This is a genomic window from Pseudomonas sp. NPDC077451 (assembly GCF_044543345.1).
Lineage (GTDB): Bacteria > Pseudomonadota > Gammaproteobacteria > Pseudomonadales > Pseudomonadaceae > Stutzerimonas.
Map to the genome: position 1 here is coordinate 34,058 of NZ_JBITVX010000017.1, position 25,605 is coordinate 59,662.

Sequence of the window (25,605 nt, forward strand, 5' to 3'; positions counted from 1 at the left end):
GACTAGCCCCCACGCGTCAGTAGATCGGCCAGCGAAAGGGTGAACATGAACACCAACCAGAAGCCTGCGCCCAAGGCGAAGAAGCGAACCAGTGGGGAATGCGCACCAAGCTGGGCCAGGCCGAACAGCACCAACAGCGCCTGCCCCGCCGCACAGATCAACGCGACCATCGCCCACTGTGGGAACTGGATGGCTATCGTGGCGCTGATCGCCAGTAGCGCCAGCAGCCCGGCATAGATCAGCACCAGCTTGCCCGCCTTCATGCTGCCCTCCCGACCAGATACAGCGACGGATACAGAAAAATCCAGATCACATCGACCATGTGCCAATACAGGCCGACCATTTCCAGCGTGATTGCGCGCTCCGGCAGCTTCATATGCGCGAAGTGAATGCGCCCGACCATGCCCAGCACGATCACCACCGCAAGCGTCAGGTGAACCGCATGCAGCGCGGTGGCGAAGAAATAGATGTTCATGAACAACCGCGCCGCGGGGTCCTTGAGCGGAGACTCGCGGCCTATGCCGGGCAGCAACCCTTCATGGTATTCCCAGCCGTATTCGAAGAACTTCACCGCCAGAAACGCCAGACCGAAGAATGCGCTGAGCAACAGAAACTGTTGCACCCGACGGTAGTTACCCAGGCGCGAAGCCTGCACCATCAGGCTCATGCACAGGCTGCCGCTGAGCAGCAGCGCGCTGTTGAAACCCGCCAGAATCGAGTGCAGATGATGCACCGCTTCACTGACTGCAGCCGGGTGCTGCAGACGGTAGTAGTAGATGACCAGGAACAGCGCGCCGAACATCATGATTTCGGTGGCGAGGAACAGCCACATCCCCAGAAAGCTCGCTTCGCGCTGCTGGGCGGCAGTCTGGTATGGCTCGGCCAAGTACCCGTCACGATCGGCCATGGGTTGCCTCAGGTGGATAGTCGTACGCTTCGAAGTCGACGATCGGGGTCTCGAGAAAATTGTGCTTGGGCGGCGGCGACGAGGTGCGCCATTCAAGCCCGGCTGCGTCCCAAGGGTCGTCATCCGCCAGCGGCCCGTAGCGCAGCGACCAGAGCAGGTAACAGAACGGCATGATGTAACCCACCGCCAGGACCCCAGCCCCAGCGGACGACAGCACATGGAGGAACTGAAAATCCTCCGGATAACTGTGGTAACGCCGCGGCATTCCGAGATAGCCGAGCAGGAACTGCGGGAAAAACGTCAGGTTGAAGCCGCAGAAGATCATCACTGCCGCAATCTTTCCCCACAGCTGCGAGTACATCCGCCCGGTCATCTTCGGCCACCAGAAGTGCAGCGCGCCGAAGAACCCGGCCACCGCTGCACCGACCATGATGTAGTGGAAGTGCGCGACCACGAAGTAGGTGTCGTGCACATGGACGTCCGCGGCCAGCAGCGCGAGGAAGAGCCCGGTAACGCCGCCGATGACAAATAGACCGATGAACGTCAGCGCATAGAGGAAGTGCGCGTCGATGGTTAGATTGCTTTTGTAGAGTGTAGCGGTCCAGTTGTAGACCTTGATGGCCGAGGGGATCGCCACCAGGAAGCTGAGCAGTGAAAAAACCATGCTGGCGTACATCGACTGCCCCGCCACGAACATGTGGTGTCCCCAGACCATAAAGCCGATCACCGCGATTGCCAGGCTGGAATAAGCGACGAACGAATAGCCGAAAATGCGCTTATGCGCCGCGGCCGTGATCAGCTCGCTCATCACGCCCATCGCCGGCAGAATCATGATGTACACCGCCGGGTGGCTGTAAAACCAGAACAGGTGCTGAAACAGCAGCGGGTCGCCGCCCAGGTTGGGGTCGAACACGCCAATGCCGAACAGGTACTCCGCCGCCACCAACAGCAAGGTGATTGCCAGCACCGGCGTGGCCAGCACCAAGATCACCGAGGTGGCATAGAGCGACCAGCAGAACAGCGGCATGCGGAACCAGGTCATGCCCGGCGCGCGCAGCGTATGAATGGTGACGATGATGTTCAGCCCCGTCAGGATCGACGAGAAGCCGACGATAAATACCCCAAGAATCACCGCCACCACATGCCCATTGCTGAACATCGTCGACAGCGGTGTGTAAAAGGTCCAGCCGGTATCTACTCCCCCGACCAGCAGTGCATACAGCGTGAAGAGGCCACCGCCCACCAGCAGGTACCAGCTGAACAGGTTGAGCTTGGGGAAGGCCATGTCCTTGGCGCCGATCATGATCGGAATGAGGAAATTGCCGAAGACCGCCGGGATCGACGGAATCAGAAAGAACCACACCATGACCACACCGTGCAGGGTGAAGGTGCGGTTGTAGCCGTCGGGACTCAACAGGTCGCCTTCGGGTGTCACCAGCTCGATGCGCACCAGAGCGGCGGCCAGGCTACCGAGAAAGAAGAACGCCGTGACACCGATCAGGTAGAGGATCGCGATGCGCTTGTGGTCCGTGGTCAGCAGCCAGGTGCGTAGCCCGTGCTCGTCGGCAAGGTAACTGGGCGCACGGTCGGCGGCCGGGTTCTTCTGGGTCAAGGTATCGTCTCCTCTGGCGTCGGGCTGCGCGGGCTGTCGGCATGCGGTTCGCCCTGCCCGCCTTCGCCGACCTTACCCAGTGACTTGATGTAGGCAGTCAGGCGCAGCACGCCCTCTTCATCAATGACATTGGCGAAGCTCGGCATGATCGATTCGTAGCCGGCTACGATCTGCTTGTGCGGCAGCAGGATGCTGTCGCGGATATAGGCCTGATCAGCCACGACAAAACTGCCGTCTTCCAATGCCACCCGACGGCCATAGAGTCCCTCGAGTTTCGGCGCTTTGGCCACGGCGGCCGGGCCATGACATCCGCTGCAACCGAACTGACGAAACAGCACCTCGCCCTGTTCGGCCAGGGACTCGCTGGCACCAGCCTGTGACAGCCAGCGCTCGTATTCCTGTGGCGGCTGTACGATCAGCGTGGCGAGCATCTTCGAATGGTCGGTGCCGCAGTATTCGGCACAGAACACCTCGTAACGACCGGCTTCGGTGGCGTTGAACCAGAGTTCGGTATAGCGCCCTGGCAACAGATCCTGCTTGATGCGCAGTGCCGGAAAATAGAGGCTGTGAATGACGTCTTGAGAGATCATGTTCAGCCGTACCGGGCGACCTACCGGCACGTGCAAGGTATTGATCTCGCGCTGGCCGCCGGGATGCTGGAATTTCCACATCCATTGCTTGGCAACGACCTGAATTTCCATCGCATCTACCGGCGGCGTGCGCACTTCGTAGTAGAGCTTCGCCGAGACCAGGTAGATGATCATCGAGCCGATGAAGGGCAGCACGATCCAGGTCATTTCAACCTTCATGCTGCCGCGCGGGCGGTGATCGCGAGGCACTTTAGTGCCCTTTCGATAACGTATCGCGAACAGAATCGTGAGCACGAACACCGGGACGACGAAGATCGTCATCATTCCGGTGAACGACCAGATCAGCCAGTCGATGCTGCTCGCGTGCTCGGAGGCGGTTTGCGGCCACAGGCGCAAAAAGTCATCGTTCATCGCCGCCCTCCCGCTTGCGTCGCTCGCGCCACAGCGACAGCCCGATGAAACCCAGCAGTGCCAACGCCGTGCCGGTGCCGCCCACCTGCAGCGCACCGATGACCCAATTGTCGTAACCGCCGGTCCGCGGGTTGTAGTGGTAACAGAGCAGCAGCAACTGATCGCTGAAATCGCCGACCCGCCCTTCGCCGGCATCGGTCAAGGCCAGACGCAGATCGTTGGGTTGATAACCGAGCCCGTACAGCCACTGCACCAGCTTGCCGGACGGGCTCAGCGTAGCGATGGCCGAGGCGTGCGCGTATTCCTGAATCTCGGCATCCCAGCGGTAACGAAAACCCAGCGCATCGCTGACCCGCCGACTCGCCGATTCTGGCCCCGTGAGCAGGTGCACGGCCTGCGAACCGGCCAGCGCTGGCCAGCGTCGGACGAGCTTGTCGCGCTCGGCTCGGGCATCGGCCGGTGTCTCCTGCGGATTGAAGCTATAGGCGATCACCACATAATCCTTACCGAGTTCGAAGGGCACCGAGCCGAGCAGGTTGAACAGGCTCGCCAACTGCGACCCGCACACATTTGGGCAGCGGAAATAGACCGGCACCAGCACTGCTGGCCGGCCATCGAGCAGTTCAGCAAGGGTGACCGACTCGCCACTATCGTCAGTGAAACGCGTATCCAGTGGCACCTGTGCACCGGGCTGCGAATCGATGCCTGCGGCGCCGAAGGGATCAAATGGCTCGGCGGCGCGCACCGCGGCTGCCAGCACGAACGACAAGCTCGCGGCGAGGATCAGCAGCAGGCGACTCATCGGGGTTCCGCCCTTTGTTTGGCCTGTTGCAGGCGCACAGCCTGTTCACCGCTGGCCTCAACCGGCGCCGGCCAACCGCGTTCGAGCAAGAGGACACGAGCCCGCTGGAGCGGGATGCGTGCGACGCCAGCCTCACGGTCGACCCATGCATAGCGGCTCAGGCGCTGCTGAGCCTCGAGGATCACCTCTGGGCCATTGCCTAGTGCCTGGGTTTCCAGCCGTGGCTCCGGCGGAATGATCCTGTCGCGTTCTAGCCCCGACACCGGCGGTTCGGGTGTCGTGTGGTAATAGCTGAGCAACAAGCCAACAGCAGCCAGCGATACCGCCAGGGCGATAACCAGGCCGAAGCCAATCATCAGCAACACCTTGACCTTGGCGTCGTGGTGCTCGAAGCCGTCTTCCTTCGAGCGCGGATCGACCGGCACGCTCATGCGGACCTCCTGGGCAAAATCAGCAATGTGATCATCCCCGCGCCCGCAGCCGCCGCGGCGAACAGCGCCAGAGCGCTCGCCAGCCCACTCAAGCCTGACAAGCTGGCCATACTCAGCCAAGCGCCTTCAGCCAGGCCCAGCAGCAGTGTGCTGCCAGCCAGTATCGCCAGCGGTACCCGACGCCCTGAGAGCGGCCACCAGGTCACGATGAAGACCAGGCTCTGCAGCGCCACCAACCAGGTCAGCAACGGCCAATCGCGGGCACGAATCTCATACCAGCGAACCTCCTCGGGCAGGTTGCCGTACCAAACGATCAGGTACTGCATGAAGTGCAGATAGATCCAGGCCAGCGCCGCAGCCGACAGCAAGCCACGCAGCACACCCGGGCGGGAGGCGCCGGCAAACAGGCTGAACAGAATGCAGGCAGCGATCCCGGACAGCATCAGCCGGCCCAGCCACAGCAGTCCGAAGATGCTGGACGCGAAGTGCGGCTCCATTGATTGCGCCCAGTCAAAGGCCGCCAGCGACACACTCAACACCACGGCGATCAGCCCCAACCCGGCCCCTGCAGGGTTGCGCAGCGTCGTCGGCAACAGCCAGCGCGCCAGCGCGCACCACAGGCCCACATAGAGCAGCCCACGTATGACGAAACTGGGCCACCAGAGCCAAAACCCGCGAAAGCCGTCGCTGTACTGGTGCATCCACTCATAAATCAGCCCGGCGCCAAGCAGCCCCGGCAACACCAGCACCAGCAGCGCAGGCATGGCCCGGCTGGCGACCAGCGTCCAGGGCCAAAGCTGATCGCGAACGCTGCCGCTGACCGGAGCCAAAGCGAGGCCCAGTGTCAGCGCCCCGAGCGGAATCCCCGCCAACCCCAACAGGCTTGCCACACAAGCGGCCAGGGTGTCGCGCGGCGCCAGCAGCAGCCCGATGCCAAGGCCGACGCCGCCGATGGCCAACGCCGCCCAGGCGATGGTGCGTGGGCTCACGGATTTAACGGCGCTCATGGCAAAGCCTCCAACGCACGACGATCAGGCTCAGGGAGCTGGTTGACCTCGGCCGCGCGCGCCAACTGCAAGGCGCGTATGTGCGCAACGATTGCCCAGCGATCTGCCGGCCGTACCCGCGCGGCGTAGCTGTACATCACGCCGTAGCCATCGGCGATAACCTGGAGGAAATGGCGATCAGGTGCCTGCACCAGACGCGGCTTGGCAAAGTCCGGGGGTTGCGGAAAGCCGCGCTTGACCACCGTTCCCAGACCATCACCGGCCAAGCCGTGACAAGGCACGCAGTTGATGCGGTAGCGCTCTTCTCCGCGCGCCAGCAGTTCTTCGGTCAACTGCGGACGCTCGACCAGAACCGCCTCCCATGACAGCTCGCCACGGGCTACCGTGCCTAACGGTGGCGCCTGGTTGACCTTGCCGTCCGGAAAAAACAGGCTGGACTCCTGGGCGTCGGCACGCGGCTGTTGTGCCATCTGATCGCAGCCGCTGAGCAGCACGATAAAGACGATCAGCCAACGCATCAGGCAGGCACCTTGCTGACCGACACGGCCCGCTCCGCGAGCCATATCGCGGTTTCCGTCTCGCTGAATAGCGGGTCGTCTGCGCGAATACAGAGTAGAAAGCGGTCGTCCGTGGCGCGCTGAAACACCTCGGTTTCGAACAGCGGGTGATGCAGCAGCGGCAGCCGGCAAAGGAACAACAGGCCGAACAGCGCACCCAGCGCGCCACCGGTGATAGTCATCAGGAACGTGATGACAGCGAAGCCCTGCAAGGCGATCAGAGGCCGGCCGCCAATATCCAGCGGGTAGCTCAGATTGGCGTATATCTGCATGCCCAATCCCAAACCGCCACCGATCAGTGCACCAAGGATGCCTACCCAGTAGGCGCGGTTGCTGCGCTGGCCGAGCACCGGTTCCAACTCTGGCAGCATGAACGGGCTGTAGGCCTCCATCCGCGTGTAGCCTGCCTCTCGCGCGGCGCGAGCTGCCTCGATCAGCGGCTCAGGATGGGTGAAATCGGCCAGAAATCCGTAACAGCGCTCAGTCATCGGCCCCTCCCCGATAGCGGTGCAAGGACTCTTTGACTTCGAAGGTGGACACCATCGGCAGCAGGCGCATGAACAGGCTGAACGGCACGAGGAACAGCCCGAAGGTACCGATGAACAACGACCAATCCCAGAACGTCGGGCTGTAGCCCTGCCAAGTGGCCGTCAGGTAATCGCGGGTGGCCGGCACGACGATCAGCATCCAGCGCTCGCACCACATGCCGATCAGGACGCCGACCGCAATCGCCAACAAGGCCTTGCCGTTGCGTCGCACCTGCGGCCACCAGAGCGCTTGCAGGCAGATCAGGTTGAAGAAGATCGCTGTCCACCAGCTCCAGGCCATCGGCCCGCTCAGGCGCGCCATGGTCACGGTGATCTCGTGTTCCTTGCCCGAATAGAAGGCAATGAAGATGTCCGCAAAATAGCCATAGGCGGTCATCCAGCCGCTGGCGAGCAGCAGGATGCCGAGCACATCCAGATGCTTGACGGTAATCAGCAACTGCCAGCCGAAGAATCGGCGCAGCCCCAGCGCGATGACGATCACCAGCGCAAAACCGGAAAAGATCGCGCCGGCGACGAAGTACGGCGGGAACACCGTCGAGTGCCAGCCGGTTTCCGGCGACAGATCGAGCAGAAACGAATAGCCGCTGGAGACTGCAAACACCAGCGGAATGGCCAGCAGCGCAATGAATCGGTAGGCCCGCCGCCAATGTGCCCAGTGCGAAGAAGCGCCCCGCCAGCCAAGCGCCAGCACCCCGTAGAAGATCTTGTAGCGCCGCTTGCGGGCGTGATCGCGGGCCGAGGCGAAGTCCGGAATCGCGCCGATGTAGATGAATATCAGCGAGACGAACAGGTAGCCAAGCACGGCAAAGAAGTCCCAAGACGTCGGGCTCTTGAACTGCGGCCACAGCTCCATGGTGTTGGGGTACGGAGCGCTCCAATAGAACAGCCAGGGCCGACCCAGATGCAGGATCGGGTAGATACCGGCGCACACCACCGCCAGCAGCGTCATCAACTCGGCCATGCGGTTGAGCGAGTTGCGCCACGGTCGGTTGAGCAGCAGCAACATGGCCGAAATGAAGGTGCCGGCATGCCCGATGCCCAGCCACCACATGTAGTTGAGGATCGGAAAGCCCCAATTGACCAGGTTGTTGTTGCCATAGACGCCGACGCCCTTCCAGACCACCACGACCACCGAGGCCACGAACAGCCCCAGCAGCGAACATCCGAAGATGAACAGCGCCCACCAGGCACGGCGATACGGGGCGAAGTCGACCGGAACGGTGAGCACCCGGTCCGAGACCTCGCCGAGCGGCATTTGCCTCGGCAAGAAGTGCGGTGTATCGGCGCCCTGATAGCGCGGTTCGGCGTCGGCGGGGCTCATGGCTCGCCCTCGACGATCTTCGGCAATTCAACCACGCCCAGGTAGGTGGTCTTGGGTCGCGTGCCCAGCTCCTCCAGCAGCCCATAGTGGCGCTTGGTATCGCGCCCTTCTCGGACCCGCGCCCCGGGATCGGACAGATCGCCGAAGACGATCGCCTGGGTCGGGCAACTCTGCTGGCAAGCGGTCTGTACCTCGCCGTCGGCGACCGGACGGTCCTCGATCCGCGCAGCGATGCGCGCCTCGCTGATGCGCTGGACGCAGTAGGTGCACTTCTCCATCACACCGCGCGAGCGCACCGTGACGTTGGGGTTGCGCTGATGCTGGATCGAGGGCTCATCGTCGCCAGTCCAGTCGAACCAGTTGAAACGGCGCACCTTGTAGGGGCAATACGACGCGCAAGTGCGGGTGCCGATGCAGCGATTGTAGATCTGTTCGTTGAGCCCATCCGGCCCGTGCACCGTAGCGTTGACCGGGCAACCGACCTCGCAGGGTGCCTGCTCGCAGTGCATGCAGGGCACCGGCTGGAATGCCGATGACTCGGGTTCGGCTGGATCGCCCTTGTAATAGTGATCGACCCGCAGCCAATGCATGTTGCGGCCCATAGCGACCTGTTCCTTGCCGACCACCGGAATGTTGTTCTCGGCTTGGCAGGCGACGATGCAGGCGTTGCAGCCAATGCACTGATCGAGGTCGATGGTCATGCCCCACACCGGCTCGCTAGGCGGGGTCGGCGGGTAGAGGGTTTTCGCTTGCTCAAAGAGGTAAAGCGGCTCTGTCGGCACCTTGCGGTAAGCCTCATCACGCGGCTCGCTCTTGATGGCTTCCTTCCCATGCGGGATGTGATGCGACTGGGTGGTCGCCAGCGGCAGAAATTCCCCGGTTTTCTCCAGGCTTGCGCCGCGACGCAGCCAGGGATCGCCGGCCGTGCGCAACGGGGCGATGTCATAGCCCAGACGGTCGGCGACACGCCCGGCGCGGGTGCGGCCATAACCGGCGTAAAGACTGAGCGTGCGTTCGGCGTGGCCGGGCATGATCCAGGCCGGCCCAATCACCACGTGGCGACCGAGCGTGACCCGGACCAGATCACCATTCGACAGCCCGTGCTCTTCGGCCAGCTTTGGCGCCACGCCAATGACGTTGTCCCAGGTGAGCTTGGTGATCGGCTTGGGCAGTTCCTGTAACCAGCCGAGGTTCGCCAGCCGTCCGTCCCACACACTGGGGTCCGGCAGAAAGCGCAGGGTCAGCCCCTCGTCTGAGGCCGGCTCGGCGTCCCAGGTGGCGGGAGCTGCCTCGATGGCCAGCGGAGGTAGCGCGGTATTTTCGATAAAGCCACGCTCCAGCGCCTGTCGCCAGGCGCTCTCGTCGAGCGACTGCCAGGTTTTGCGTAGTTCAGCGCGTCCATCGGGGTTGAGATCGCCCTGCATCAGCGCCAGCACCTCGGACAAGGTGCGGCTGCTATAGAACGTGCGCACCAGTGGCTGACCGAGGCAGACGCTACCATCGGCGGCGCGCGCGTCTTGCCAGCCATCGAGGTCGTGGGTCAGTGGCAGATGCCAGTGGCAGTAAGCCGCCGTTTCGTCGTAGTAGAGCCCGGCATGAATGCGCAGCGGAACCTCATCCAGCAGCTTCTCCAGCTCGAGATCTGCCGGAGCGGTGTCGACGGGGTTGCATTCGAGCATCAGCAAGGCCTCGACTTGGTCGCCGCGAATCGCCTCGACCAATCCCGGCAGGTCGCCCAGACGTTGATTACCCGCCTCGAGCCAGACCACCGGCTCGCTGTACGTCAGCGTCTTGCCGACGTTGCCCAGCCGCTGGTTGAGCCGGTGAACAGCCGCCTGCACTGCCACTGGCGCGCGTTCGCCAGCGGTAATCAGACAGCGCCCGGCGCGGGCTTTGAGCTCGTTCGCCACGGCCTCGATCCAGCGCTGACGTTCGACCGGCAGCGGCTGGGCCGGTCCGTCACCCTCGCCCAGCGCGGCTGACAACGCCTGCACGTATGCTTGCAGCGTCTCCGGCTCGATGCGTTTGCGCTCGCTGGCCTTGGCACCGGTGAGCGTCGGCACCGATTCGACGACGAGCAGACGAGCTTCGCCTTCGCCCTTCGCCGCTAGCCGCTTGCGCTCGCCCCAGCGGACCGCGTGCGGCAGCTCGCGAGGTCCGAGGCCGAGCCAATCGTGTTCGAAACTCAACACCCATTCGGCCGCGTCGAAGCGATAGTGCGTCTCGAGGGCACGGCCGAAGGTGCGCTCTGCGGTTCGATAATGGTCGCCCTCGAAGGGTTCGTGTCGATACAGCCTCGCCTCGGGCCAACGCTGCAGCATTTCGCTGAACTGCCGCTGCAATGTCGGTGAGCTGGTGGCACCGATAAGCACGTGCAGCCCGCGACCAGCCTTCCCGTCGAGCCGTTCGGCCAGGCGGCTGGCTTCGAGCTGAAAGCTGTCCCAGGTCGCAGGGACCCCTTTGAAGCGCGGCGCTTGTGAGCGATCAGGGTCATACAGTTGCAGGATGGCCGCCTGGATAGTGGCCGTGCTGGCACCGCGACTGACCGGATGGTCGGGATTGCCTTCGAGTTTGGTCGGCCGGCCTACATGCGTGCGGCCAAGCACAGGCTGGGCATAGCCGGCGAAGGTCACGGTAGTGGCATACCACTGCGCTTCGCCGGGAATGATTTTTTCCGGCTGAAGCACATAAGGCACGCCCTTCTCTGGCTCGCTGCAGCCGGCCAGCCCCGCCATTGCCATCGAGGCACCCATCACCTGCAGAAAGCGCCGACGGTCCATCTGCGGGGCAATCGATGGAAACTCGGCCTCGACGAATGCGGCAAATGCCGGTTCGTCGGCCAGTTGTTCAAGACTGCGCCAGTACCCGGCCCCGCGCTCGCCTTCCAGACGCTCGCGTATCGCTGTCCAGTCGAGGGGCGCAGGGTGTTGTGGGTCGGTTTCGTCTCGAATATGCATGGCCTACCTATGGCATGTGTAGCAATGGGTCAGGTTGCCTTCGCCGATGTGATACTTGCGCATCAGCGCCTCGCCCAGCTCCCGGCGGTCGCCCTTGTATTGCCAGCTCATGTCAGTTACCGCTTCGCGTGGGCGCAGGCGCGGCGCAGGGTCCTGATGACAATCGAGACACCAACTCATGGTGAATGGCTCCGCCTTGTACATCAGCGGCATGCGGTCGACCGGCCCGTGGCATTCGGCACACCCCACGCCCGCGTTGACGTGCACCCCGTGGTGGAAGAACACGTAATCAGGCAGCTCGGTCACGCGATTCCAGCGCAACGGCTCGCCCTGCACCAGGCTCTGACGAACCGGTGCGAGCATTTCCGCGCCGGTCCATATCTGTGAATGGCAGCTCATGCAGGTGTGGGTTGGCGGCAGACCCGCCACCGGGCTGGTCTCAACATTGTCATGGCAGTAGCGACAGTCGATCTGCAGCGCACCCGCGTGATGCTCATGGCTGAAAGGCACTGGCTGATGGACCGTCCACCCCTGATCGGTGACGTAGGACGAGCGCGAGAGGATGACGAACGCGGCGAACACCCCGACAAGCCCTAATGACAAAAGGAGCAATGCCAGACGTAACCACATGTCGGCGGTGCGGGGGAAAAGCTGGGCCATGCGGTAAGACGCGTCCTGACTGAGCCGTTTGTGACTGTATGTTTCTGGCCGCTCATAGCCGGATGAGTTCAATCGAAACGGCAAAGCCATCGGTGCGGGCCAGGAGTCCACACGAATCGGAAGGGAACGTTTGCGCAAGACGATCAGTCAGCTATGGACAATCATTTCCGGACCCACCCTTTGACTTTGCACCGGAGGGCAGGCGTTCGGCAGGAGTCGCCGGGCCGTGCCGGCGCCAGGCCAGGATGCCATCCGCACCGATCCGACTACAAAAACGGAGGCCTGATGAGCAACTGCACGATCCACTTCGACGGCAAGCCACTGAACGGCGATGCCGACACCCCGTTGATTGATTTCCTGGCGAACCATGACATCGATCTACCCCACGTCTGCTATCACCGTGCTCTCGGCTCGCCGCAGACCTGTGATGTCTGCTGGGTGCAGGTCGATGGTGAGCTGGTGCGGGGCTGCACGCTGAAGGCGCATGACGGGCTGGAGGTCACCAGTCAGGTCGCCGAAGCCAAGGCGGCGCGCGAAGAAGGCATGGATCGGCTGGTCGCCAAGCACGAGCTGTATTGCACGCTGTGCGAGCACAACACCGGCGACTGCACGCTGCACAACACCTATGCGCAAATGGATATCCCAATCCAGCGCTACGAATTCAAGCGCAAGCCTTATGAGAAGGACCACTCCAACCCCTTCTACACCTACGATCCGGATCAGTGCATCCTCTGCGGCCGCTGTGTCGAGGCCTGCCAGAACGTCGAGGTCAACGAGACGTTGTCGATCGACTTCAACATGGAGCATCCGCGCGTGCTCTGGGATGGCGGCAAGCCGATCGACGATTCGAGCTGCGTAAGCTGCGGCCATTGCGTGACGGTCTGCCCATGTAACGCCCTGCTGGAAAAGACCATGCAGCCCGACGCCGGCCCGTTCACCGCGCTGCCGCAGGACGTCAAGCGGCCCATGATCGACATGGTCAAGAAGCTCGAAGAAACCATCGGCGCGCGGCCGATCACTGGCGTGTCGATGCTCGACATGCACTGGCGTCAGCCGGAGATCAAGCGCACCAAGACCGTGTGCACCTATTGCGGGGTCGGCTGCTCCTTCGAGATGTGGACTCGCGATCGGCATATTCTCAAGGTGCAGCCGGTGGTCGATGCGCCGGCCAACGGCATCTCCACCTGCATCAAGGGCAAGTTCGCCTGGGATTTCGTCAACGACCCGGAACGCCTGACCACCCCGCTGATCCGCGACAACGGCAAGTTCCGCGAGGCCAGCTGGGACGAAGCACTCGATCTAGTCGCCCAGCGCTTGCTGCAGATCCGCGATACCCATGGTCCGGACAGCATCGGCTTCATTGGCTCGAGCAAAGCCAGCAACGAAGAGGCCTACCTCACACAGAAAATCGCCCGCGCGATCATCGGCACCAACAGCGTCGACAACTCCTCGCGCTACTGCCAGAACCCGGCGACCAAGGGGCTGTTCCGCACCGTCGGCTATGGCGGCGATGCCGGCACCATCGCGGATATGGAAAAGGCCGAGCTGATCGTGATGGTCGGCAGCAACCTGTCCGAAAACCACCCGGTGATCGCCTCCAAGCTGAAGGCGCAGAAGAAGCACAGGGGCCAGAAGTGGGTGGTTTTCGATCCGCGCAAACACGAGATGGCCGAGCGCGCCGATATTCACCTGCGACCCAACGCCAGCACCGACATGGTCTGGGCCTCGGCGTTGTCGCGCTACATGTTCGAGCACGGCTATGCCGACACCGAATTCCTCAATGCGCGAGTCAATCAGATCGAGGAATACAAGCAGTCGCTCGAGCCCTTCACGATGGACTTTGCCGCCCAGGTCACCGGTATCGCGAAAGAGAAACTGATCGAGGCCGCCGAGCTGATCGGCCAGGCGAAGAGCGTCTGCCTGCTCTGGGCCATGGGCATCACCCAGCACAGCCACGGCTCGGACACCAGTACGGCGCTGTCGAACCTCTTATTGGTCACCGGCAACTATGGCCGTCCCGGCACCGGCGGCTACCCGATGCGTGGCCATAACAACGTCCAGGGCGCCAGCGACTTCGGCTGCCTGAAGAACATGTACCCCGGTTACGAGAAGGTCACCGAGGAAAAGAACCGCGACAAGTGGGCCAAGGCCTGGGGCGTGCCGAAGGAGAAACTGTCGCTGGAAAAAGGCAACGACAACTTCACCATGGTCAAGGGTGCGGACGAAGGCTCGGTCAAGGCGATGTTCATCATTGGTGAGGAAACCGCCTTCTCCGACGCCGACAGCCGCAACGTGCACAGCGGCTTCGAAAGCCTCGACTTCATGGTGGTGCAGGACATCTTCATGAGCCGCACCGCCGAGTTCGCCGACGTGGTGCTGCCGGCCTCCCCCTCGGTGGAAAAGGATGGCACCTTCACCAATACCGAACGGCGCATCCAGCGCTTCTACCAGGTGCTACCGCCGCTCGGTGACAGCCGTCCGGACTGGCAGATCCTCACCGATCTGGCCAAGCGTATGGGCTACGACTGGGGCTACACCCACCCGAGCCAGATCATGGATGAGGTCGCCGGCATTGCCACCATGTTCCAGGGCATCAGCTATGAGCGCCTGGAAGGCTGGCAGTCGTTGTTCTGGCCCATGCAGACTGACGGCAGCACCACGCCGCTGCTCTATACCGAGCGCTTCCACACCGACGATGGCAAGGCCGTGCTCTTCCCGCTGGAATGGAAGCAGCCCGCCGAGGCGGCCGACAGCGAGTACGACATCATGCTCGACAACGGCCGCATGCTCGAGCAATTCCAGGGCACCAACCAGACCGGCCGCGGGCCACGCATCTGGTCCCAGGCGCCAAACTGGTTCGTCGAAGTCAGCCCCGAGCTGGCCGCCGAACGCGGCATCGAAGACGGCACCTGGGTGCGCGTGACCTCGCGTCGCGGCTCAGTGGAAGTCCGTGCCACCGTGACCGACCGGGTCGCCGGCAAGACGCTGTTCATGCCCATTCACCAGGGCAAGCCAGGCCTCAACCTGCTCACTGGCGAGCATCACGACCCTGACGTGAACACGCCGGCCTACAAGGAAACCGCGGTGAAGCTTGAGGTATTGCCGAAAAAAGGTGAGCCGCCGCTGCCGTCGAATAACTTCCGCAACGCCACCCGCACGCCGAACGATGGCGTGCCCGTAGAGGTGAAGTGGTACCGCGACGACTACGTCGCGCCGCCCGCCCGAGCCACGCACCCGGAGAGATTCTGATGGCCGAACGATTAGACTACGACGTCAAACCGACCCCGATTGGTCCCGATGCCAGGGAAGAGCTCGATACCCTCCTAGAAACCTTGCACCAGCGCGGCGTGCTGCGCTTTGCCAACGACCTGGCCGGTTCGCACGACCGCCTGCTGAAAGTCCTGGTGGACGGCATGAGCAAGGAAGGTTCGCTCAATGCCATACAGAACCTGTCCATTCTCGGCATGGCGCTGTCCCGCATCGAGCCGGCACAGTTCTACAAGATTGTGTTTGCCTTCCAGTCCGCTTTCGGTGCCGTTAGCCGTTACAAGCCGGACGACAAGCACGACGAAGCACCGGGCGTAACCGGCGCCTACAAGATGCTGCATGACGACGAGCTGTGGGCTGCGTTGATGCCCATCATCGAAGGCCTGAAGACCTTCGCCAGCGGTCTCGACAAAGAGGCGGAAAAGCCGATCACCGCCTTCAGCGGCAAACAGACGGAGCAATGAGGCGAAGCGGTCTCGACCGTTACCGCTCACGCCAGGCGAGCAGTTGCCTGGCGAAGTCCTGCAGATCGTTACCCTGAATATCCGGCTGGCTACCGGCCGGATTGAGCACCTTGCCCGGTCGCGCAATGAATGCGGTGCGGCAGCCTACCGCCGCCGCGCCAGTGATATCCCAGGCATGAGCCGCAACCATCATCATCTGTTCCTGCTCTATGCCGATGCACTTGGCTGCCATGCGGTATGGCTCCGGAGCCGGCTTGTAGCGCTGCGTCTCCTCGACCGACAGGATCGCGTCGAAGCTATCGCCCAGCCCCGCCGACTCCAGCTGTTGGCGCAGCGCCTGTAGGCTTCCGTTACTCAAGGCGGCAAGATGAAACCCCGCGCCACGTAGCTGTTCCAACGCTGGCCGTACCTCCGGGTGCGCTGGCAGCCGCTTCATGCCTTCAACCAGTTCCTCGCACTGGGCTTCGCTGACCTCGATTTCCCGTCGTTGTCCGACCATAACCAGTGCCGCCTGGGCCAGTTTGGCGAAGGGTTGGAAGCGTTCAACAATGGTCGCGGTCATCCAGCCCTCTTCCAAGGTCAGAAACCACTCGACACGGGCACTGGCATCGCCGAACAGGCGCACAAAGAGCGGGTCAAGCGCGGCGACATCCAGCAACGTCTCGTTTACATCGAACACAAGGTGGCGAAGCATGCGCTTGTCTCCTGCACGGATCGGTCAAAGGATCCCCGGGCTCATGGGATGGCTATGGTGCGGATCGATGCTTTCACGTGGGAATCACGGCGTGGTGCAGCGATACCAGCCGCGGTAGCCAACCCGTAGCCCCTGTTCCAGTTCGAATAACATATCGGCCTCGCGCAGTTCGGTTGGCCTGGCTTCGTCACCCGCGTCTGCCGGCTGGATCTTGACCGACATGCCATCAGCGCTCAGAGCAAAACCACCGGCCTCTGCACGCTGCGCAGCAAGCTTTACCAGCCGGCCATGAACTTTCACTACACCCTGGCCAGCAGTATCGCCAGTGACCTGAAGAGCAATCACGGGTGGGCTTTTGGCTGTGTAGGCAAAGAGACAACGCGGCCCAGCGCCCAGCACTTTCTCGATCTCGGCCGCATCGAGCGTCTGCGGATCGATGGTCGGAATGTCAGGTGTACCCACCGCTTCGCGGGCACCGACCACCTCCGGTGGCGGACCGCTCATCATTGGTTTTTTCACGCCCTCTCCCGGCGCTGGATCGCCACAGGCGGTGAGCAGCAGTGCGGCGAGCGGCGTGAGCCATTTCCAGGCGAGCGACCTCGGGCCGCTCCGGTGCATATGAAGACGCATCAGTCGACCCTCTCGAGTTCATTGATCAGGTATTTCATTTCCGCTATTTCGCGACGCTGCGCCGCGATGATCTCATCGGCCAGTTTGCGAACTCGCGGGTCGGTAATCTGCGCGCGCTCGCTCGTCATGATCGCAATCGAATGATGGGGAATCATGGCCTTCATATATTCCGCATCACCAACCGTGGCCTGACTTCGAATTATCCAGAGCGTCAATGCGAACACAACAATGCTGCCAATATATATAGCGATATTGACCCGCTTTTTCTTATACATATTGAGCATAAAACTCAGCATGATCACGGCCATAACTGCGCCCATCAAAAGCGCCATCCACGCCCGAGTCTCGCTCCATAAAATATGTTCGGAAGCATAAGTATTTAGGTACATCAGGCCGAACATCACGACCGTGGAAGTTGCGATCATCGCGGCGAAACGCCAATAAGACATCTGCATCATGTTTTTCCTTCTAGTGCTTATGCGTGCCGGTTTGCTGACCCAGCGCGGCGTACTCGCTGGCGGTCATGCCGGGTAGCTGCTTAACGAACGCGGCGATGTCCCAGAGCTCGGCATCCTTGTGCGTTTCGCCGAAAGCCGGCATGGCCGACATGCGAACGCCATGCTTGACGAGCCAGAACACCTCGTTCGGCTGCCAATGCGCGGCCTCCTCGACCAGGTGCGGCGGTTGCGGTAGCAGCCCCTGTGCCCACTCGGCTCTTTCCACGCCTGGACCAGCGTGGCAGTGCTGACACATCGCCTTATAGTGCTCTGCACCGGCGGCAATTTGCGCCTCGGAGAACTCAGTGGGCGCCTCCAACTCATCTGCTCTGGCTGCCACCGAGTTTTGCATGGTGGTCGAGAACAACCAGCGAACGAAGGGCGAATGATCCTGAGATGCAGCTATGTTGTAGGCGCCGGTATAAGCAACGAACAATGCCAGCAGCAAACCTAACAACGCGGCTAATACAGCGCCGCCCAATACGCCTTTTAGAAAAATACCTTTATCGTTTTGCATGTGATGGCCTCTATTTAACCGATTGCCGTCCGTAATGGCGTAGACACGACAATACGGGCCATAGTTGCCCGCCACTCACTAACTTACTGAAATGTAATGTTGGGAATTAAGCGAAGCACGTGACAACTTCGCTGGCGTACGCCATATCGGACAGTCAAGGCCCTAATCCGGTCGAAATGAGGTGAACAGCACTAAGCCGCAGTGAACGCCAATACTGAACTGCGGTGGTCTTTGACGCTCTCGAGAACATCGGAAAGCATGTCCTGCGGCACCGTCCAGATAGTGCCCACAGGACTCCCCTGGCTGTGTCCCGTCTGTTGCGCCTGAGCCTGGGTCAGACTGCGTTCGGGATTAGAGAAATGGCTCGACTCTCAACAGGCGCGCCAACCAGGCATTGAAACGTCGCCATGGATTGGCCGGTTCACGTTTGAGTTTGAGCGCGCGGCCCTGGTCATCTTCGTAGTTCCAGACAAGCCCGGCGCTTTGGGCGCTGCCGTCGACTTCGACTTCGTAGCTCACGGTTCCTGATTGCCCCTCAGCCACCAGCTGGCGCACAGCATTGGCCAACGTCGGGCTGTCAACCAGAACGCCCACCTCCGAATTCCACAGTACCGAGCGTGGGTCCAGGTTCAGTGGGCCGATGAATACCTGCCGATTGTCGAACACCACCGCCTTGCTATGCAGACTCACCGGTGTATCGGCGAGCCTGTAGCGCGAGTGCGTCGCTGGTTTCTTTCGCATTTCAAACAGCCGCACGCCCGCATTCAACAGAGCTTTGCGATAGGGCTGGTAGCCGCCATGTACCAGCGGGACGTCCGTCGCCTCGAGCGAATTGGTCAGTACCCGAACCGACACGCCCCTACCCACACAGTCGCTTAAATAAGCCAGCCCTGCCCAGGTAGGCACGAAGTAAGCGGACACCAACATCAGCTCTCGGCGTACGCCTTGTGCCACGGGAAGTAGCGGCGCGGTCATCATCTGATCTTCGTCGGGCCCCGAGGCTGTCGCAAGCTTACCGGGCGGATCCCACAGTGCTGTGCCCGTTGCCCATACCAGCTGGTCCAGCCATGTGACGAGCTGTGGCGTTCGACGGTAAGCGGTCAGCAGCGAGCATTGGTCTGGCTCCTTGTTACACGCATCGTCGATTTCCTGCGCTAAGGGCCGCGGCTGGTGCCTTCGTCCGAACCGCTTGATGGATTTACGTAGGCATTGATCGATAGGCACGGCCAGTGAATGTTGCCAGTACGTCTCGAAACTGGCGGAAAAATCACTGGCCACTGGGCCGACACATAGCAGGTCGATGTCGACGAAATTGCGCTCAGGGTCGGCGTCGTAATATTCATCCCCGAGGTTGCGCCCGCCCATGACGACCAAGTTGCGATCAGCCAACAGCAGCTTGTTGTGCATCCGTCGATGCTGATGAGGGAGCTCAAGCAGGCGACCCAATGGCCGCGTAGTGGCTCGTTTGCGCCCCTTGTTCGGCGGATTGAAGACTTTCATCTCGATGTTGGGATGGGCAGCGCTGAGCAGAATGCGGTGGTCGCGCGCATCGCTTGCGAAGTCATCGAGCAACAGCCGGATACGCACACCGCGGTTGGCCGCCTGTAGCAGTTCACCCAGTAGCAGGCGGGTACTGATGCCGTCGTGGGTAATGTAGTACTGGAGGTCGAGCGACTCGGTGGCCTGGGCGATGGCTTCGGCGCGTGCATTGAAGGCATCCCGGCCGGACAGCAACAGACGAAACCCCGACTGACCAGGCGTGGCGGCCCGGACCAGCGAGTCGATGCGCGATTTCAAGCCAGAAACAGGTGCCTCGGCGAGTCCCGGCGATCGGTGCGCCGAGGCGGACCGATCACCTGTGGTTCGTTCGACTCCGGCCGGCCGAGTCACGCGGCCGGTTCCGCCATCAGCGAAAGTCAAAGTAGCACCCGGAACGCAGGGCGATTAGCGCGGCGTTGGCGCGTCTGCATGCAGCAATCCCTGATTCTTGGCCGCCGCCCAGAAGGCAGCCGGCACATGCGCATCGACTATCGACGCCACGTTCTCGCGGACCTGTTCTGGGCTGCTTGCTCCGGGGATCACCGCCGCAACCACATCCGGCGCGTTGCAAAACTGCAGGGCCGCCGTGCGCAAATCGACGCCATGCTCCCGAGCCAGCGCCCGATAGCGCTCGCGCTTTTCGGCAATGTCGGCCGGCGCGCCACGGTCATAGTTGTAATACTCGCCACCGGCCAGATAACCGGAATTGAGCGGCGCACCGAGCACCAGCGAGACGTTGCGTTTTTCACAAGCCGGGAACGCACGCGTAAGTGCATCTTCATGTTTGAGCAGCGAGTACTGAGTGGCCAACAGGCTGATGTCCGGATCGGAGACCTCCAGCGTGTCGAGCAGCGGCTCGAGCGTATTGACGCCCAGCCCCCAGCCTTTGATCAGCCCCTCCTCGCGCATCTTCACCAGTTCTGGCATCGCGCCTTTGCGCGCGACCTCGAAATGTTCACGCCATTGCGCGCCCATATGGTCAGGCGACAGGTCGTGTATGAACACCATATCCAGGCGCGGGACACCCAGGCGCTGCAGGCTGTCTTCGATAGAACGGCGGGTTGCGGAGGCGGAGAAATCCCACTTTGGCCGGAAGTTGTCGACGCCTTCCCAGCCAGGATGGTCGTAGCCCGGGTCGGGTTCAAGCAGCCGTCCAGTCTTGGATGACAAGACGTAGCCATCGCGGTCGCGCGGATAGAGCAACTGGCCGACCCGCCGCTCACTCAGCCCCAACCCATACCAGGGCGACGTGTCGTAATAGCGTATGCCTTGCTCCCACGCAGCCTTGAGAATGGCACGGGCCTGTTCTTCAGTGATCTGCCGGCGCATATCGCCCAGGGCGATGGCGCCACCGAGCCCGAAACGCTGTGGCGGTCGATAGCGTGGGTGCTCGCCCTCGTTGCGCGGCAGCGCCTCGGGAGCGCGGCTTGTGGACGGAGCGGTGCTCGTTTGCGCCAATAGGTGCGGCGTGGTCAGCGCCAGCGCACTGCCAGCCGCCAGGGTCGAGAGAAAAATACGACGCTGCATGCAGCCTCCTGTAGGTGTGCGGTCCCGAAGCTCAACGCGTCGCGCTCTGCGGCGCCTCGGGGTGGGCCGATACAAAGAGGACTGCCAGCCGATCGAGGCATTCCCTCTGTAGGACGGGCGGTCACAAGGGCGTCTACTCCGCGCCGGGGTGGCATCGTTCTCGCCGATACCCGTTGCGGCAACCACTCAGCCACGCCCTCCTGACGCAGCGTTTCCAACGCGGACCTAACGCCAGGCATTACGAGCCGTCCCTTTTGGCATCGAATCGCAACTGACGGTCCGAGTTGTAAGCTCAAGGCCGCGGCACATCGTCTTTGCTGGCTGGCTCCTGCGCGACCTTCTGCTGCATCCGGGCGCGATCAGCGGCATCGGCTTCCAAACTGTGCTGTTCGCTCGCGTGGCGACGGTCGTATTGCAGTTCGATGAACATGGGAAAGTGATCCGAGCCGATATCCGCGAGTCGCTCGATGCGTGCCACGCGAAAGTGGGCACTGTGAAAGAAGTGATCCAGCGGCCAGCGTAGGAAGCGGTACTGCGCGTGAAAGGTATTGAACATGCCGCGACCGATGCGTGGATCGAGCAGGCCACTGATCTTGCGGAACAACCGAGTGGTCGGCGACCAGGCGACGTCATTCAAGTCACCGCTGACGATCACCGGTTCATCGGTCTGCTTGACGCTGCGCCCGACGATTAGCAGCTCGACGTCACGCTCGGTGGACTCGTCGTTTTCCGTCGGGCTCGGCGGCGCCGGGTGCAGGAAGTGCATGCGCACGCCCAGCTCGTCATTGACCCGCAGCCGGGCATGCATCGAGGGAATATTGTCCTGCACCAGAAAGCTCAGCCGCTGATGCTCCAACGGCAGCCGCGAAAACACGTGCATGCCGTAGAGGTTGTCCAACGGACAGCGGATGCAATAAGGGTAATCGTCGCTGAGTACTTGCAGTTGTTCGTCCCACCACTGGTCCGTCTCGAGGGCTACCAGTACATCCGGTTGGTAACGCCTGACCAGCGCAATCAGGCGATCAGCGTGGCGGTTAGGCGTCAGTACATTGGAGGACAGGATACGAATCCGCGGGCCGTCGTCATTCGGGTCGGCCCAGTCGACCTCGCAGCGTACCAGCGGTGTGTAGGGCCGTATCCACCACCACTGGTAGGCCAGGCAACCCAGCGTCGCGGGCGGCAGCAGCAGGTTCCAGCGGTTGGAAAAATCCAGCAGTAGCAACTGAATCAGCAGCAGTACCAGCAACAGAGCGCCTACCTGCAACTTGGGGAAATCCCAACCGCGCACCCACCAGCTTGGCTGGCTCCAGTATTGAATGAGAGTGACCGCCACGAAAACCACAGTCACCCCTACCAGGATGCCCTCGGTCATGGCTGGCCCTCCCCACCTTGCATCGTGCTCATAGCTAGTTCGGATCGGCCACCAGGCTGATTGTTCCGCCTTCATCGGTACCTTCTGTTGCGATGCAACGGAGGCCGCGAACTGCTGATTCAGAGCAGCGCCAACATCGGAGTTCCCTGACGCCTCTGTCATAGCGCCGATGCGGCAGGCGGGTGCGGCAGGTCGACACAAGGCAGTCAGCATGGGCGAGGAAGGCAACCGGTACGCCGGGCTCTGCTTGTTGTTTCACGCACTAACCGACGCGAGTAGGGCCGGACCCGCGTCGATTGGCGCGTCCTGCCCGGTGGTCAGGAACCTGCCCGAACCGGACCGCTCTACTCCCTAGTGCCCGACGTTTCGTGAACCTCCGGCCATGCCGTTAACGCTGTGGCGGGTGATGAGATGTCGACAGACCATGCGACTCAGCCGATGAGGACCCTACCCATGCCCGCGCTATCCGCCCTACCCGACTGCTGCTGGAATGCCAGTGCCCCCCATAGCGACTTCCCACCGGCGACCGGCCACAGCGAATGCGATGTTGTGGTGATCGGCGCCGGCATCGTCGGGCTGAGCGCCGCCATGACGCTCTGCGAAGCCGGTAAGAAGGTCGTGGTACTCGAAGCGCGCGAAATCGGTCGACAGGTCACCGGACGCTCAACTGCCAAGGTCACCACTCAGCATGCCCTCATCTACCGACACCTGATTGATACCTTCGGCCAGGACCTGGCGCAGTGCTACGCGGACGTCAACCGTGAAGCGGTGAACCGCATTCGCCACTGGGTCGAAGACCTGCAAATAGACTGCGATTACCAGCGCCAGTCCGCCTTCGCTTATGCCTGTTCCGCGCAAGGCCGCGAGGCCATCGAGCGTGAAGCTGAGGCGGCTCGCTGCCTGGGCTTTGCCGCGCGGGTGCTCGACCGCGCGCCGCTGCCCTTCGAGACCACGGGTGCGCTCGAGTTTCCCGACCAGGCGCAATTCAACCCGGCCAGCTACCTGGTCGGCCTGGCGGCGGCGGTACAGGCTTGCGGGGGGCAGATCCATCAGCAGACGCGCGCGCAGAAATTCGAGCGCAACGACCGCTGGCAGGTGAGTTTCGATGGCGGCACGGTCAGCGCCGACCAGGTGATCCTCGCCACGCACATGCCGGTCGAGACGCCGATCGATCTAGTCAGCCCTACCCAGCCACGCTGCCATGTGGCAATCGCCTTCCGCCCACAGGATGACGCCCGCCTCGAAGGCATGTTCATTGCCGCAGAAGACCCGACCCATTCGATTCGCATGGGGCGCGACGACCAAGGCCCGCTGATGCTCGTGCTCGGCCCGCGCTTTAACACCGGGCAGGACGGAGACGTGGCGCAGCGCTTCGTCGACCTCGAACGGTGGGCGCGCAGCAACCTGCCGGTTGGCGAGGCGGTGTGGCAATGGTGCAACGAGGACTACGACACCGCCGACCGCATGGCCTATGTCGGCGAGGCCGATCCCGAGCAGGCGCCCGGGCTATTCGTCGCCACCGGTTTCAATGCGTGGGGCATCAGCAACGGCACCGCCGCCGGCCTTGGTATCGCTCGCCAGATCATCACCGGACGGCGCCCTTGGAAGACACTTTACGACCCCAAGCGGCCCTCGCCGGACGACTTCAACCAGAGCGGCGAGAGCCAGTCACAAGTCGATGAGCTGGATGCGATCGGCCCCGGCGAAGGTGGCGTGATTACCCGCGGCGACGAGCAAATCGCGGTCTGGCGAGACGATTCCGGCGTGCTGCACGGCGTCTCTGCGGCCTGCACGCACATGGGTTGCAGCGTGACCTGGAACAATGCCGACCGCACCTGGGACTGCCCCTGCCACGGCTCGATCTTCCAGGCTGACGGTGAAGTGATTCACGGCCCAGCCATCCAGCCGCTGGCTGCAAGGGCGCTTTGAGCATCAGCGACTCGCACCTAAGCGGGTCGCTTGATATGCCAACCGTCCCTCGGATGCCAGTAGGCGCGCTGGGGTCGTTCCGGTGGGCTCGGCATCAAGCTGCTGGTCGATGCGCTACCGAGCGCCGACGGTTCTGCGGCCGGTGGCTGAGCGAACAGGGAACACCCCTGATACATATCCGCCGAACATAGCGGCCTGGTTTCCGGGCATCCTTTCGTTCAATGGTGCGATCCGAACGTGGCTTTTGGCTACAGGCTATAAAGGCTGCGCCCTTGGCGACGTATAACGAACCGATCCACTGTGTGCGTATGAAAAACCTGTAACGCTGGGCCACGTAATGACGCCAATGGAAATCTCTCCACACGAGCAGCCATCACCATGCATGCAACGCTTCCCCTCCTGAACGCTCTGGCGTTCCCGCCGCTGCGTCGCGGGTCGCTGGAGGCCTTGCAGGTCAATCTCACCTACCAGTGCAATCAGCGCTGTCTGCACTGCCATGTGAACGCCGGGCCGACGCGCACGGAGGCGATGACCGATGAGAGCCTCGGCCTGCTGCATGAGGTGATCGATGCGCATCCTGTGCATACGCTCGACCTCACCGGCGGCGCACCGGAAATGCACCCGCGCTTTCGTGAGATCGTCGCCCATGCACGCCGTGAGGGCCTGCGAGTCATCGACCGCTGCAATCTGACGATTCTGAGCGAGCCTGGCTACGAGGACCTGGCGAATTTTCTGGCCGAGCAAGGCGTCGAGGTGACGGCATCCCTGCCCTGCTACTCACGCGAGAACGTCGACCGGCAGCGGGGCGATGGCGTGTTCGAGGCTAGCATCGTCGGGCTGCGCAAGCTCAACCAGCTTGGCTATGGTGAACCCGCTAGCGACCTGACGCTCAACCTGGTCTACAACCCACAAGGGCCGAGCCTGCCACCGCCACAAGCGGCGCTCGAAGCGGATTACAAAGCGCACCTTGCACAAGACTTCGGTATCCACTTTGACCATCTGCTGACCATCACCAATCAACCGATCGCCCGCTTCGGCAGCACCCTGATCAGTAAAGGGCAATTCGCTGACTACATGCAGTTGCTGCGCGACAGTTATCGACCAGCCAATCTGGAAGCAGTGATGTGCCGCAGCCTGATCAGCGTGGATTGGCAAGGTTATCTGTATGACTGCGACTTCAATCAGATGCTCGACCTGCCGGCCGCCATGCCCGGCCTGATTGGCCGAGACCGGCCGCACCTGCGCAACCTGCTTCAGACGACGAGCCTCCAAGGCAACACCATCGCGACTCGAGATCACTGCTATGCCTGTACTGCGGGGCAAGGCTCAAGCTGTGGTGGCAGCCTGATCGAATAAGGACGTTGCG

At 62.2% G+C, this 25,605-nt stretch carries 23 protein-coding genes; 4 read left to right on the plus strand and 19 right to left on the minus strand.

Annotated features, from left to right (window positions below; translation table 11 throughout):
- Nucleotides 1-2 precede the first annotated feature (2 nt).
- Genes ACIGHL_RS19960 through ACIGHL_RS20015 form a run of 12 tightly spaced genes read right to left on the minus strand, consistent with a single transcriptional unit; the run spans nucleotide 3 to nucleotide 11,803 of the window.
- On the minus strand, nucleotides 3-263 hold the full coding sequence (locus tag ACIGHL_RS19960; RefSeq protein WP_064482172.1) for a hypothetical protein: 261 nt from the start codon (nucleotides 261-263) through the stop codon (nucleotides 3-5).
- Nucleotides 260-907, minus strand: a complete 648-nt coding sequence (locus tag ACIGHL_RS19965; RefSeq protein WP_128121094.1) for a cytochrome c oxidase subunit 3 — start codon at nucleotides 905-907, stop codon at nucleotides 260-262. The genes ACIGHL_RS19960 and ACIGHL_RS19965 overlap by 4 nt, the downstream gene beginning before the upstream one ends.
- Complete coding sequence (locus tag ACIGHL_RS19970; protein ID WP_128121093.1) at nucleotides 894-2,519, minus strand: cytochrome c oxidase subunit I; 1,626 nt, start codon at nucleotides 2,517-2,519, stop codon at nucleotides 894-896. Before ACIGHL_RS19970 ends, ACIGHL_RS19965 begins: the two co-directional genes overlap by 14 nt.
- Entirely contained in the window at nucleotides 2,516-3,520 is a 1,005-nt protein-coding gene (gene coxB / locus ACIGHL_RS19975; protein ID WP_128121092.1) for a cytochrome c oxidase subunit II, read from the minus strand. Before coxB ends, ACIGHL_RS19970 begins: the two co-directional genes overlap by 4 nt.
- Nucleotides 3,510-4,322 carry an SCO family protein gene (locus ACIGHL_RS19980; protein WP_128121091.1) on the minus strand — a complete coding sequence of 271 codons (813 nt, stop codon included), beginning with the start codon at nucleotides 4,320-4,322 and terminating at the stop codon, nucleotides 3,510-3,512. Before ACIGHL_RS19980 ends, coxB begins: the two co-directional genes overlap by 11 nt.
- Complete coding sequence (locus tag ACIGHL_RS19985) at nucleotides 4,319-4,753, minus strand: hypothetical protein (protein WP_128121090.1); 435 nt, start codon at nucleotides 4,751-4,753, stop codon at nucleotides 4,319-4,321. Before ACIGHL_RS19985 ends, ACIGHL_RS19980 begins: the two co-directional genes overlap by 4 nt.
- The gene (locus ACIGHL_RS19990) at nucleotides 4,750-5,760 is read right to left on the minus strand and encodes a hypothetical protein (RefSeq protein ID WP_128121089.1); all 1,011 of its coding nucleotides are present in this window, start codon (nucleotides 5,758-5,760) and stop codon (nucleotides 4,750-4,752) included. The genes ACIGHL_RS19985 and ACIGHL_RS19990 overlap by 4 nt, the downstream gene beginning before the upstream one ends.
- Nucleotides 5,757-6,278, minus strand: a complete 522-nt coding sequence (locus ACIGHL_RS19995; protein WP_128121088.1) for a c-type cytochrome — start codon at nucleotides 6,276-6,278, stop codon at nucleotides 5,757-5,759. Before ACIGHL_RS19995 ends, ACIGHL_RS19990 begins: the two co-directional genes overlap by 4 nt.
- Nucleotides 6,278-6,805 carry a quinol:electron acceptor oxidoreductase subunit ActD gene (locus tag ACIGHL_RS20000; RefSeq protein ID WP_128121087.1) on the minus strand — a complete coding sequence of 176 codons (528 nt, stop codon included), beginning with the start codon at nucleotides 6,803-6,805 and terminating at the stop codon, nucleotides 6,278-6,280. The genes ACIGHL_RS19995 and ACIGHL_RS20000 overlap by 1 nt, the downstream gene beginning before the upstream one ends.
- The gene (gene nrfD, locus ACIGHL_RS20005; RefSeq protein ID WP_128121086.1) at nucleotides 6,798-8,186 is read right to left on the minus strand and encodes an NrfD/PsrC family molybdoenzyme membrane anchor subunit; all 1,389 of its coding nucleotides are present in this window, start codon (nucleotides 8,184-8,186) and stop codon (nucleotides 6,798-6,800) included. The genes ACIGHL_RS20000 and nrfD overlap by 8 nt, the downstream gene beginning before the upstream one ends.
- The gene (locus ACIGHL_RS20010; RefSeq protein ID WP_128121085.1) at nucleotides 8,183-11,143 is read right to left on the minus strand and encodes a TAT-variant-translocated molybdopterin oxidoreductase; all 2,961 of its coding nucleotides are present in this window, start codon (nucleotides 11,141-11,143) and stop codon (nucleotides 8,183-8,185) included. The genes nrfD and ACIGHL_RS20010 overlap by 4 nt, the downstream gene beginning before the upstream one ends.
- Before the next feature lie 3 nt (nucleotides 11,144-11,146).
- On the minus strand, nucleotides 11,147-11,803 hold the full coding sequence (locus ACIGHL_RS20015) for a cytochrome c3 family protein (protein WP_128121084.1): 657 nt from the start codon (nucleotides 11,801-11,803) through the stop codon (nucleotides 11,147-11,149).
- A 285-nt stretch (nucleotides 11,804-12,088) separates the two neighbouring features.
- Here ACIGHL_RS20015 and fdhF point away from each other — a divergent pair, with 285 nt between their 5' ends.
- Nucleotides 12,089-15,052: a formate dehydrogenase subunit alpha gene (gene fdhF / locus ACIGHL_RS20020; protein ID WP_216706852.1), complete on the plus strand. Its 2,964-nt coding sequence runs from the start codon at nucleotides 12,089-12,091 to the stop codon at nucleotides 15,050-15,052.
- The gene (locus ACIGHL_RS20025) at nucleotides 15,052-15,534 is read left to right on the plus strand and encodes a hypothetical protein (protein WP_045427906.1); all 483 of its coding nucleotides are present in this window, start codon (nucleotides 15,052-15,054) and stop codon (nucleotides 15,532-15,534) included. The genes fdhF and ACIGHL_RS20025 overlap by 1 nt, the downstream gene beginning before the upstream one ends.
- Nucleotides 15,535-15,553: 19 nt before the next feature.
- Here ACIGHL_RS20025 and ACIGHL_RS20030 read toward each other — a convergent pair whose 3' ends face one another.
- The 7 genes from ACIGHL_RS20030 to ACIGHL_RS20060 all read right to left on the minus strand — a co-directional run bounded on the left by ACIGHL_RS20030 (nucleotide 15,554) and on the right by ACIGHL_RS20060 (nucleotide 22,310).
- The gene (locus ACIGHL_RS20030) at nucleotides 15,554-16,228 is read right to left on the minus strand and encodes a haloacid dehalogenase type II (protein WP_128121083.1); all 675 of its coding nucleotides are present in this window, start codon (nucleotides 16,226-16,228) and stop codon (nucleotides 15,554-15,556) included.
- Between the two features lie 84 nt (nucleotides 16,229-16,312).
- Nucleotides 16,313-16,858 (minus strand): DUF6692 family protein, encoded by a 546-nt coding sequence (locus tag ACIGHL_RS20035; RefSeq protein WP_128121082.1) that lies wholly within the window; start codon nucleotides 16,856-16,858, stop codon nucleotides 16,313-16,315.
- Nucleotides 16,858-17,313, minus strand: coding sequence for a DUF305 domain-containing protein (locus ACIGHL_RS20040; RefSeq protein WP_128121144.1), 456 nt, complete (start codon nucleotides 17,311-17,313; stop codon nucleotides 16,858-16,860). The genes ACIGHL_RS20035 and ACIGHL_RS20040 overlap by 1 nt, the downstream gene beginning before the upstream one ends.
- 13 nt (nucleotides 17,314-17,326) lie before the next feature.
- Nucleotides 17,327-17,872 carry a c-type cytochrome gene (locus ACIGHL_RS20045; RefSeq protein WP_128121081.1) on the minus strand — a complete coding sequence of 182 codons (546 nt, stop codon included), beginning with the start codon at nucleotides 17,870-17,872 and terminating at the stop codon, nucleotides 17,327-17,329.
- A gap of 351 nt (nucleotides 17,873-18,223) precedes the next feature.
- Nucleotides 18,224-19,669, minus strand: coding sequence for a phospholipase D-like domain-containing protein (locus ACIGHL_RS20050; protein WP_181690026.1), 1,446 nt, complete (start codon nucleotides 19,667-19,669; stop codon nucleotides 18,224-18,226).
- 147 nt (nucleotides 19,670-19,816) lie between these two features.
- The gene (locus tag ACIGHL_RS20055; protein WP_128121079.1) at nucleotides 19,817-20,938 is read right to left on the minus strand and encodes an aldo/keto reductase; all 1,122 of its coding nucleotides are present in this window, start codon (nucleotides 20,936-20,938) and stop codon (nucleotides 19,817-19,819) included.
- A gap of 292 nt (nucleotides 20,939-21,230) precedes the next feature.
- Nucleotides 21,231-22,310 carry an endonuclease/exonuclease/phosphatase family protein gene (locus ACIGHL_RS20060; protein WP_128121078.1) on the minus strand — a complete coding sequence of 360 codons (1,080 nt, stop codon included), beginning with the start codon at nucleotides 22,308-22,310 and terminating at the stop codon, nucleotides 21,231-21,233.
- A gap of 453 nt (nucleotides 22,311-22,763) precedes the next feature.
- Here ACIGHL_RS20060 and ACIGHL_RS20065 point away from each other — a divergent pair, with 453 nt between their 5' ends.
- Together ACIGHL_RS20065 and arsS are read left to right on the plus strand one after the other, a co-directional pair.
- A complete protein-coding gene (locus tag ACIGHL_RS20065; RefSeq protein ID WP_128121077.1) occupies nucleotides 22,764-24,239 on the plus strand; it encodes an FAD-dependent oxidoreductase in 1,476 nt (491 codons plus the stop codon).
- Nucleotides 24,240-24,617: 378 nt separating this feature from the next.
- Complete coding sequence (gene arsS, locus ACIGHL_RS20070; RefSeq protein WP_128121076.1) at nucleotides 24,618-25,595, plus strand: arsenosugar biosynthesis radical SAM (seleno)protein ArsS; 978 nt, start codon at nucleotides 24,618-24,620, stop codon at nucleotides 25,593-25,595.
- Nucleotides 25,596-25,605 lie beyond the last annotated feature (10 nt).

Bases quoted from the DNA above. Each gene is read 5' to 3' on its own strand.
- ACIGHL_RS20035 (WP_128121082.1), bottom strand. From the start codon at position 16,858: ATGCGTCTTCATATGCACCGGAGCGGCCCGAGGTCGCTCGCCTGGAAA.
- ACIGHL_RS20000 (WP_128121087.1), bottom strand. From the start codon at position 6,805: ATGACTGAGCGCTGTTACGGATTTCTGGCCGATTTCACCCATCCTGAG.
- ACIGHL_RS20015 (WP_128121084.1), bottom strand. From the start codon at position 11,803: ATGGCCCAGCTTTTCCCCCGCACCGCCGACATGTGGTTACGTCTGGCA.
- ACIGHL_RS20025 (WP_045427906.1), top strand. From the start codon at position 15,052: ATGGCCGAACGATTAGACTACGACGTCAAACCGACCCCGATTGGTCCC.
- ACIGHL_RS19965 (WP_128121094.1), bottom strand. From the start codon at position 907: ATGGCCGATCGTGACGGGTACTTGGCCGAGCCATACCAGACTGCCGCC.
- ACIGHL_RS20045 (WP_128121081.1), bottom strand. From the start codon at position 17,872: ATGCAAAACGATAAAGGTATTTTTCTAAAAGGCGTATTGGGCGGCGCT.
- ACIGHL_RS19995 (WP_128121088.1), bottom strand. From the start codon at position 6,278: ATGCGTTGGCTGATCGTCTTTATCGTGCTGCTCAGCGGCTGCGATCAG.
- nrfD (WP_128121086.1), bottom strand. From the start codon at position 8,186: ATGAGCCCCGCCGACGCCGAACCGCGCTATCAGGGCGCCGATACACCG.
- ACIGHL_RS20040 (WP_128121144.1), bottom strand. From the start codon at position 17,313: ATGCAGATGTCTTATTGGCGTTTCGCCGCGATGATCGCAACTTCCACG.
- fdhF (WP_216706852.1), top strand. From the start codon at position 12,089: ATGAGCAACTGCACGATCCACTTCGACGGCAAGCCACTGAACGGCGAT.
- ACIGHL_RS19960 (WP_064482172.1), bottom strand. From the start codon at position 263: ATGAAGGCGGGCAAGCTGGTGCTGATCTATGCCGGGCTGCTGGCGCTA.
- ACIGHL_RS19990 (WP_128121089.1), bottom strand. From the start codon at position 5,760: ATGAGCGCCGTTAAATCCGTGAGCCCACGCACCATCGCCTGGGCGGCG.
- ACIGHL_RS20060 (WP_128121078.1), bottom strand. From the start codon at position 22,310: ATGACCGAGGGCATCCTGGTAGGGGTGACTGTGGTTTTCGTGGCGGTC.
- ACIGHL_RS20030 (WP_128121083.1), bottom strand. From the start codon at position 16,228: ATGCTTCGCCACCTTGTGTTCGATGTAAACGAGACGTTGCTGGATGTC.
- ACIGHL_RS20055 (WP_128121079.1), bottom strand. From the start codon at position 20,938: ATGCAGCGTCGTATTTTTCTCTCGACCCTGGCGGCTGGCAGTGCGCTG.
- arsS (WP_128121076.1), top strand. From the start codon at position 24,618: ATGCATGCAACGCTTCCCCTCCTGAACGCTCTGGCGTTCCCGCCGCTG.
- coxB (WP_128121092.1), bottom strand. From the start codon at position 3,520: ATGAACGATGACTTTTTGCGCCTGTGGCCGCAAACCGCCTCCGAGCAC.
- ACIGHL_RS20065 (WP_128121077.1), top strand. From the start codon at position 22,764: ATGCCCGCGCTATCCGCCCTACCCGACTGCTGCTGGAATGCCAGTGCC.
- ACIGHL_RS19980 (WP_128121091.1), bottom strand. From the start codon at position 4,322: ATGAGTCGCCTGCTGCTGATCCTCGCCGCGAGCTTGTCGTTCGTGCTG.
- ACIGHL_RS20010 (WP_128121085.1), bottom strand. From the start codon at position 11,143: ATGCATATTCGAGACGAAACCGACCCACAACACCCTGCGCCCCTCGAC.
- ACIGHL_RS19985 (WP_128121090.1), bottom strand. From the start codon at position 4,753: ATGAGCGTGCCGGTCGATCCGCGCTCGAAGGAAGACGGCTTCGAGCAC.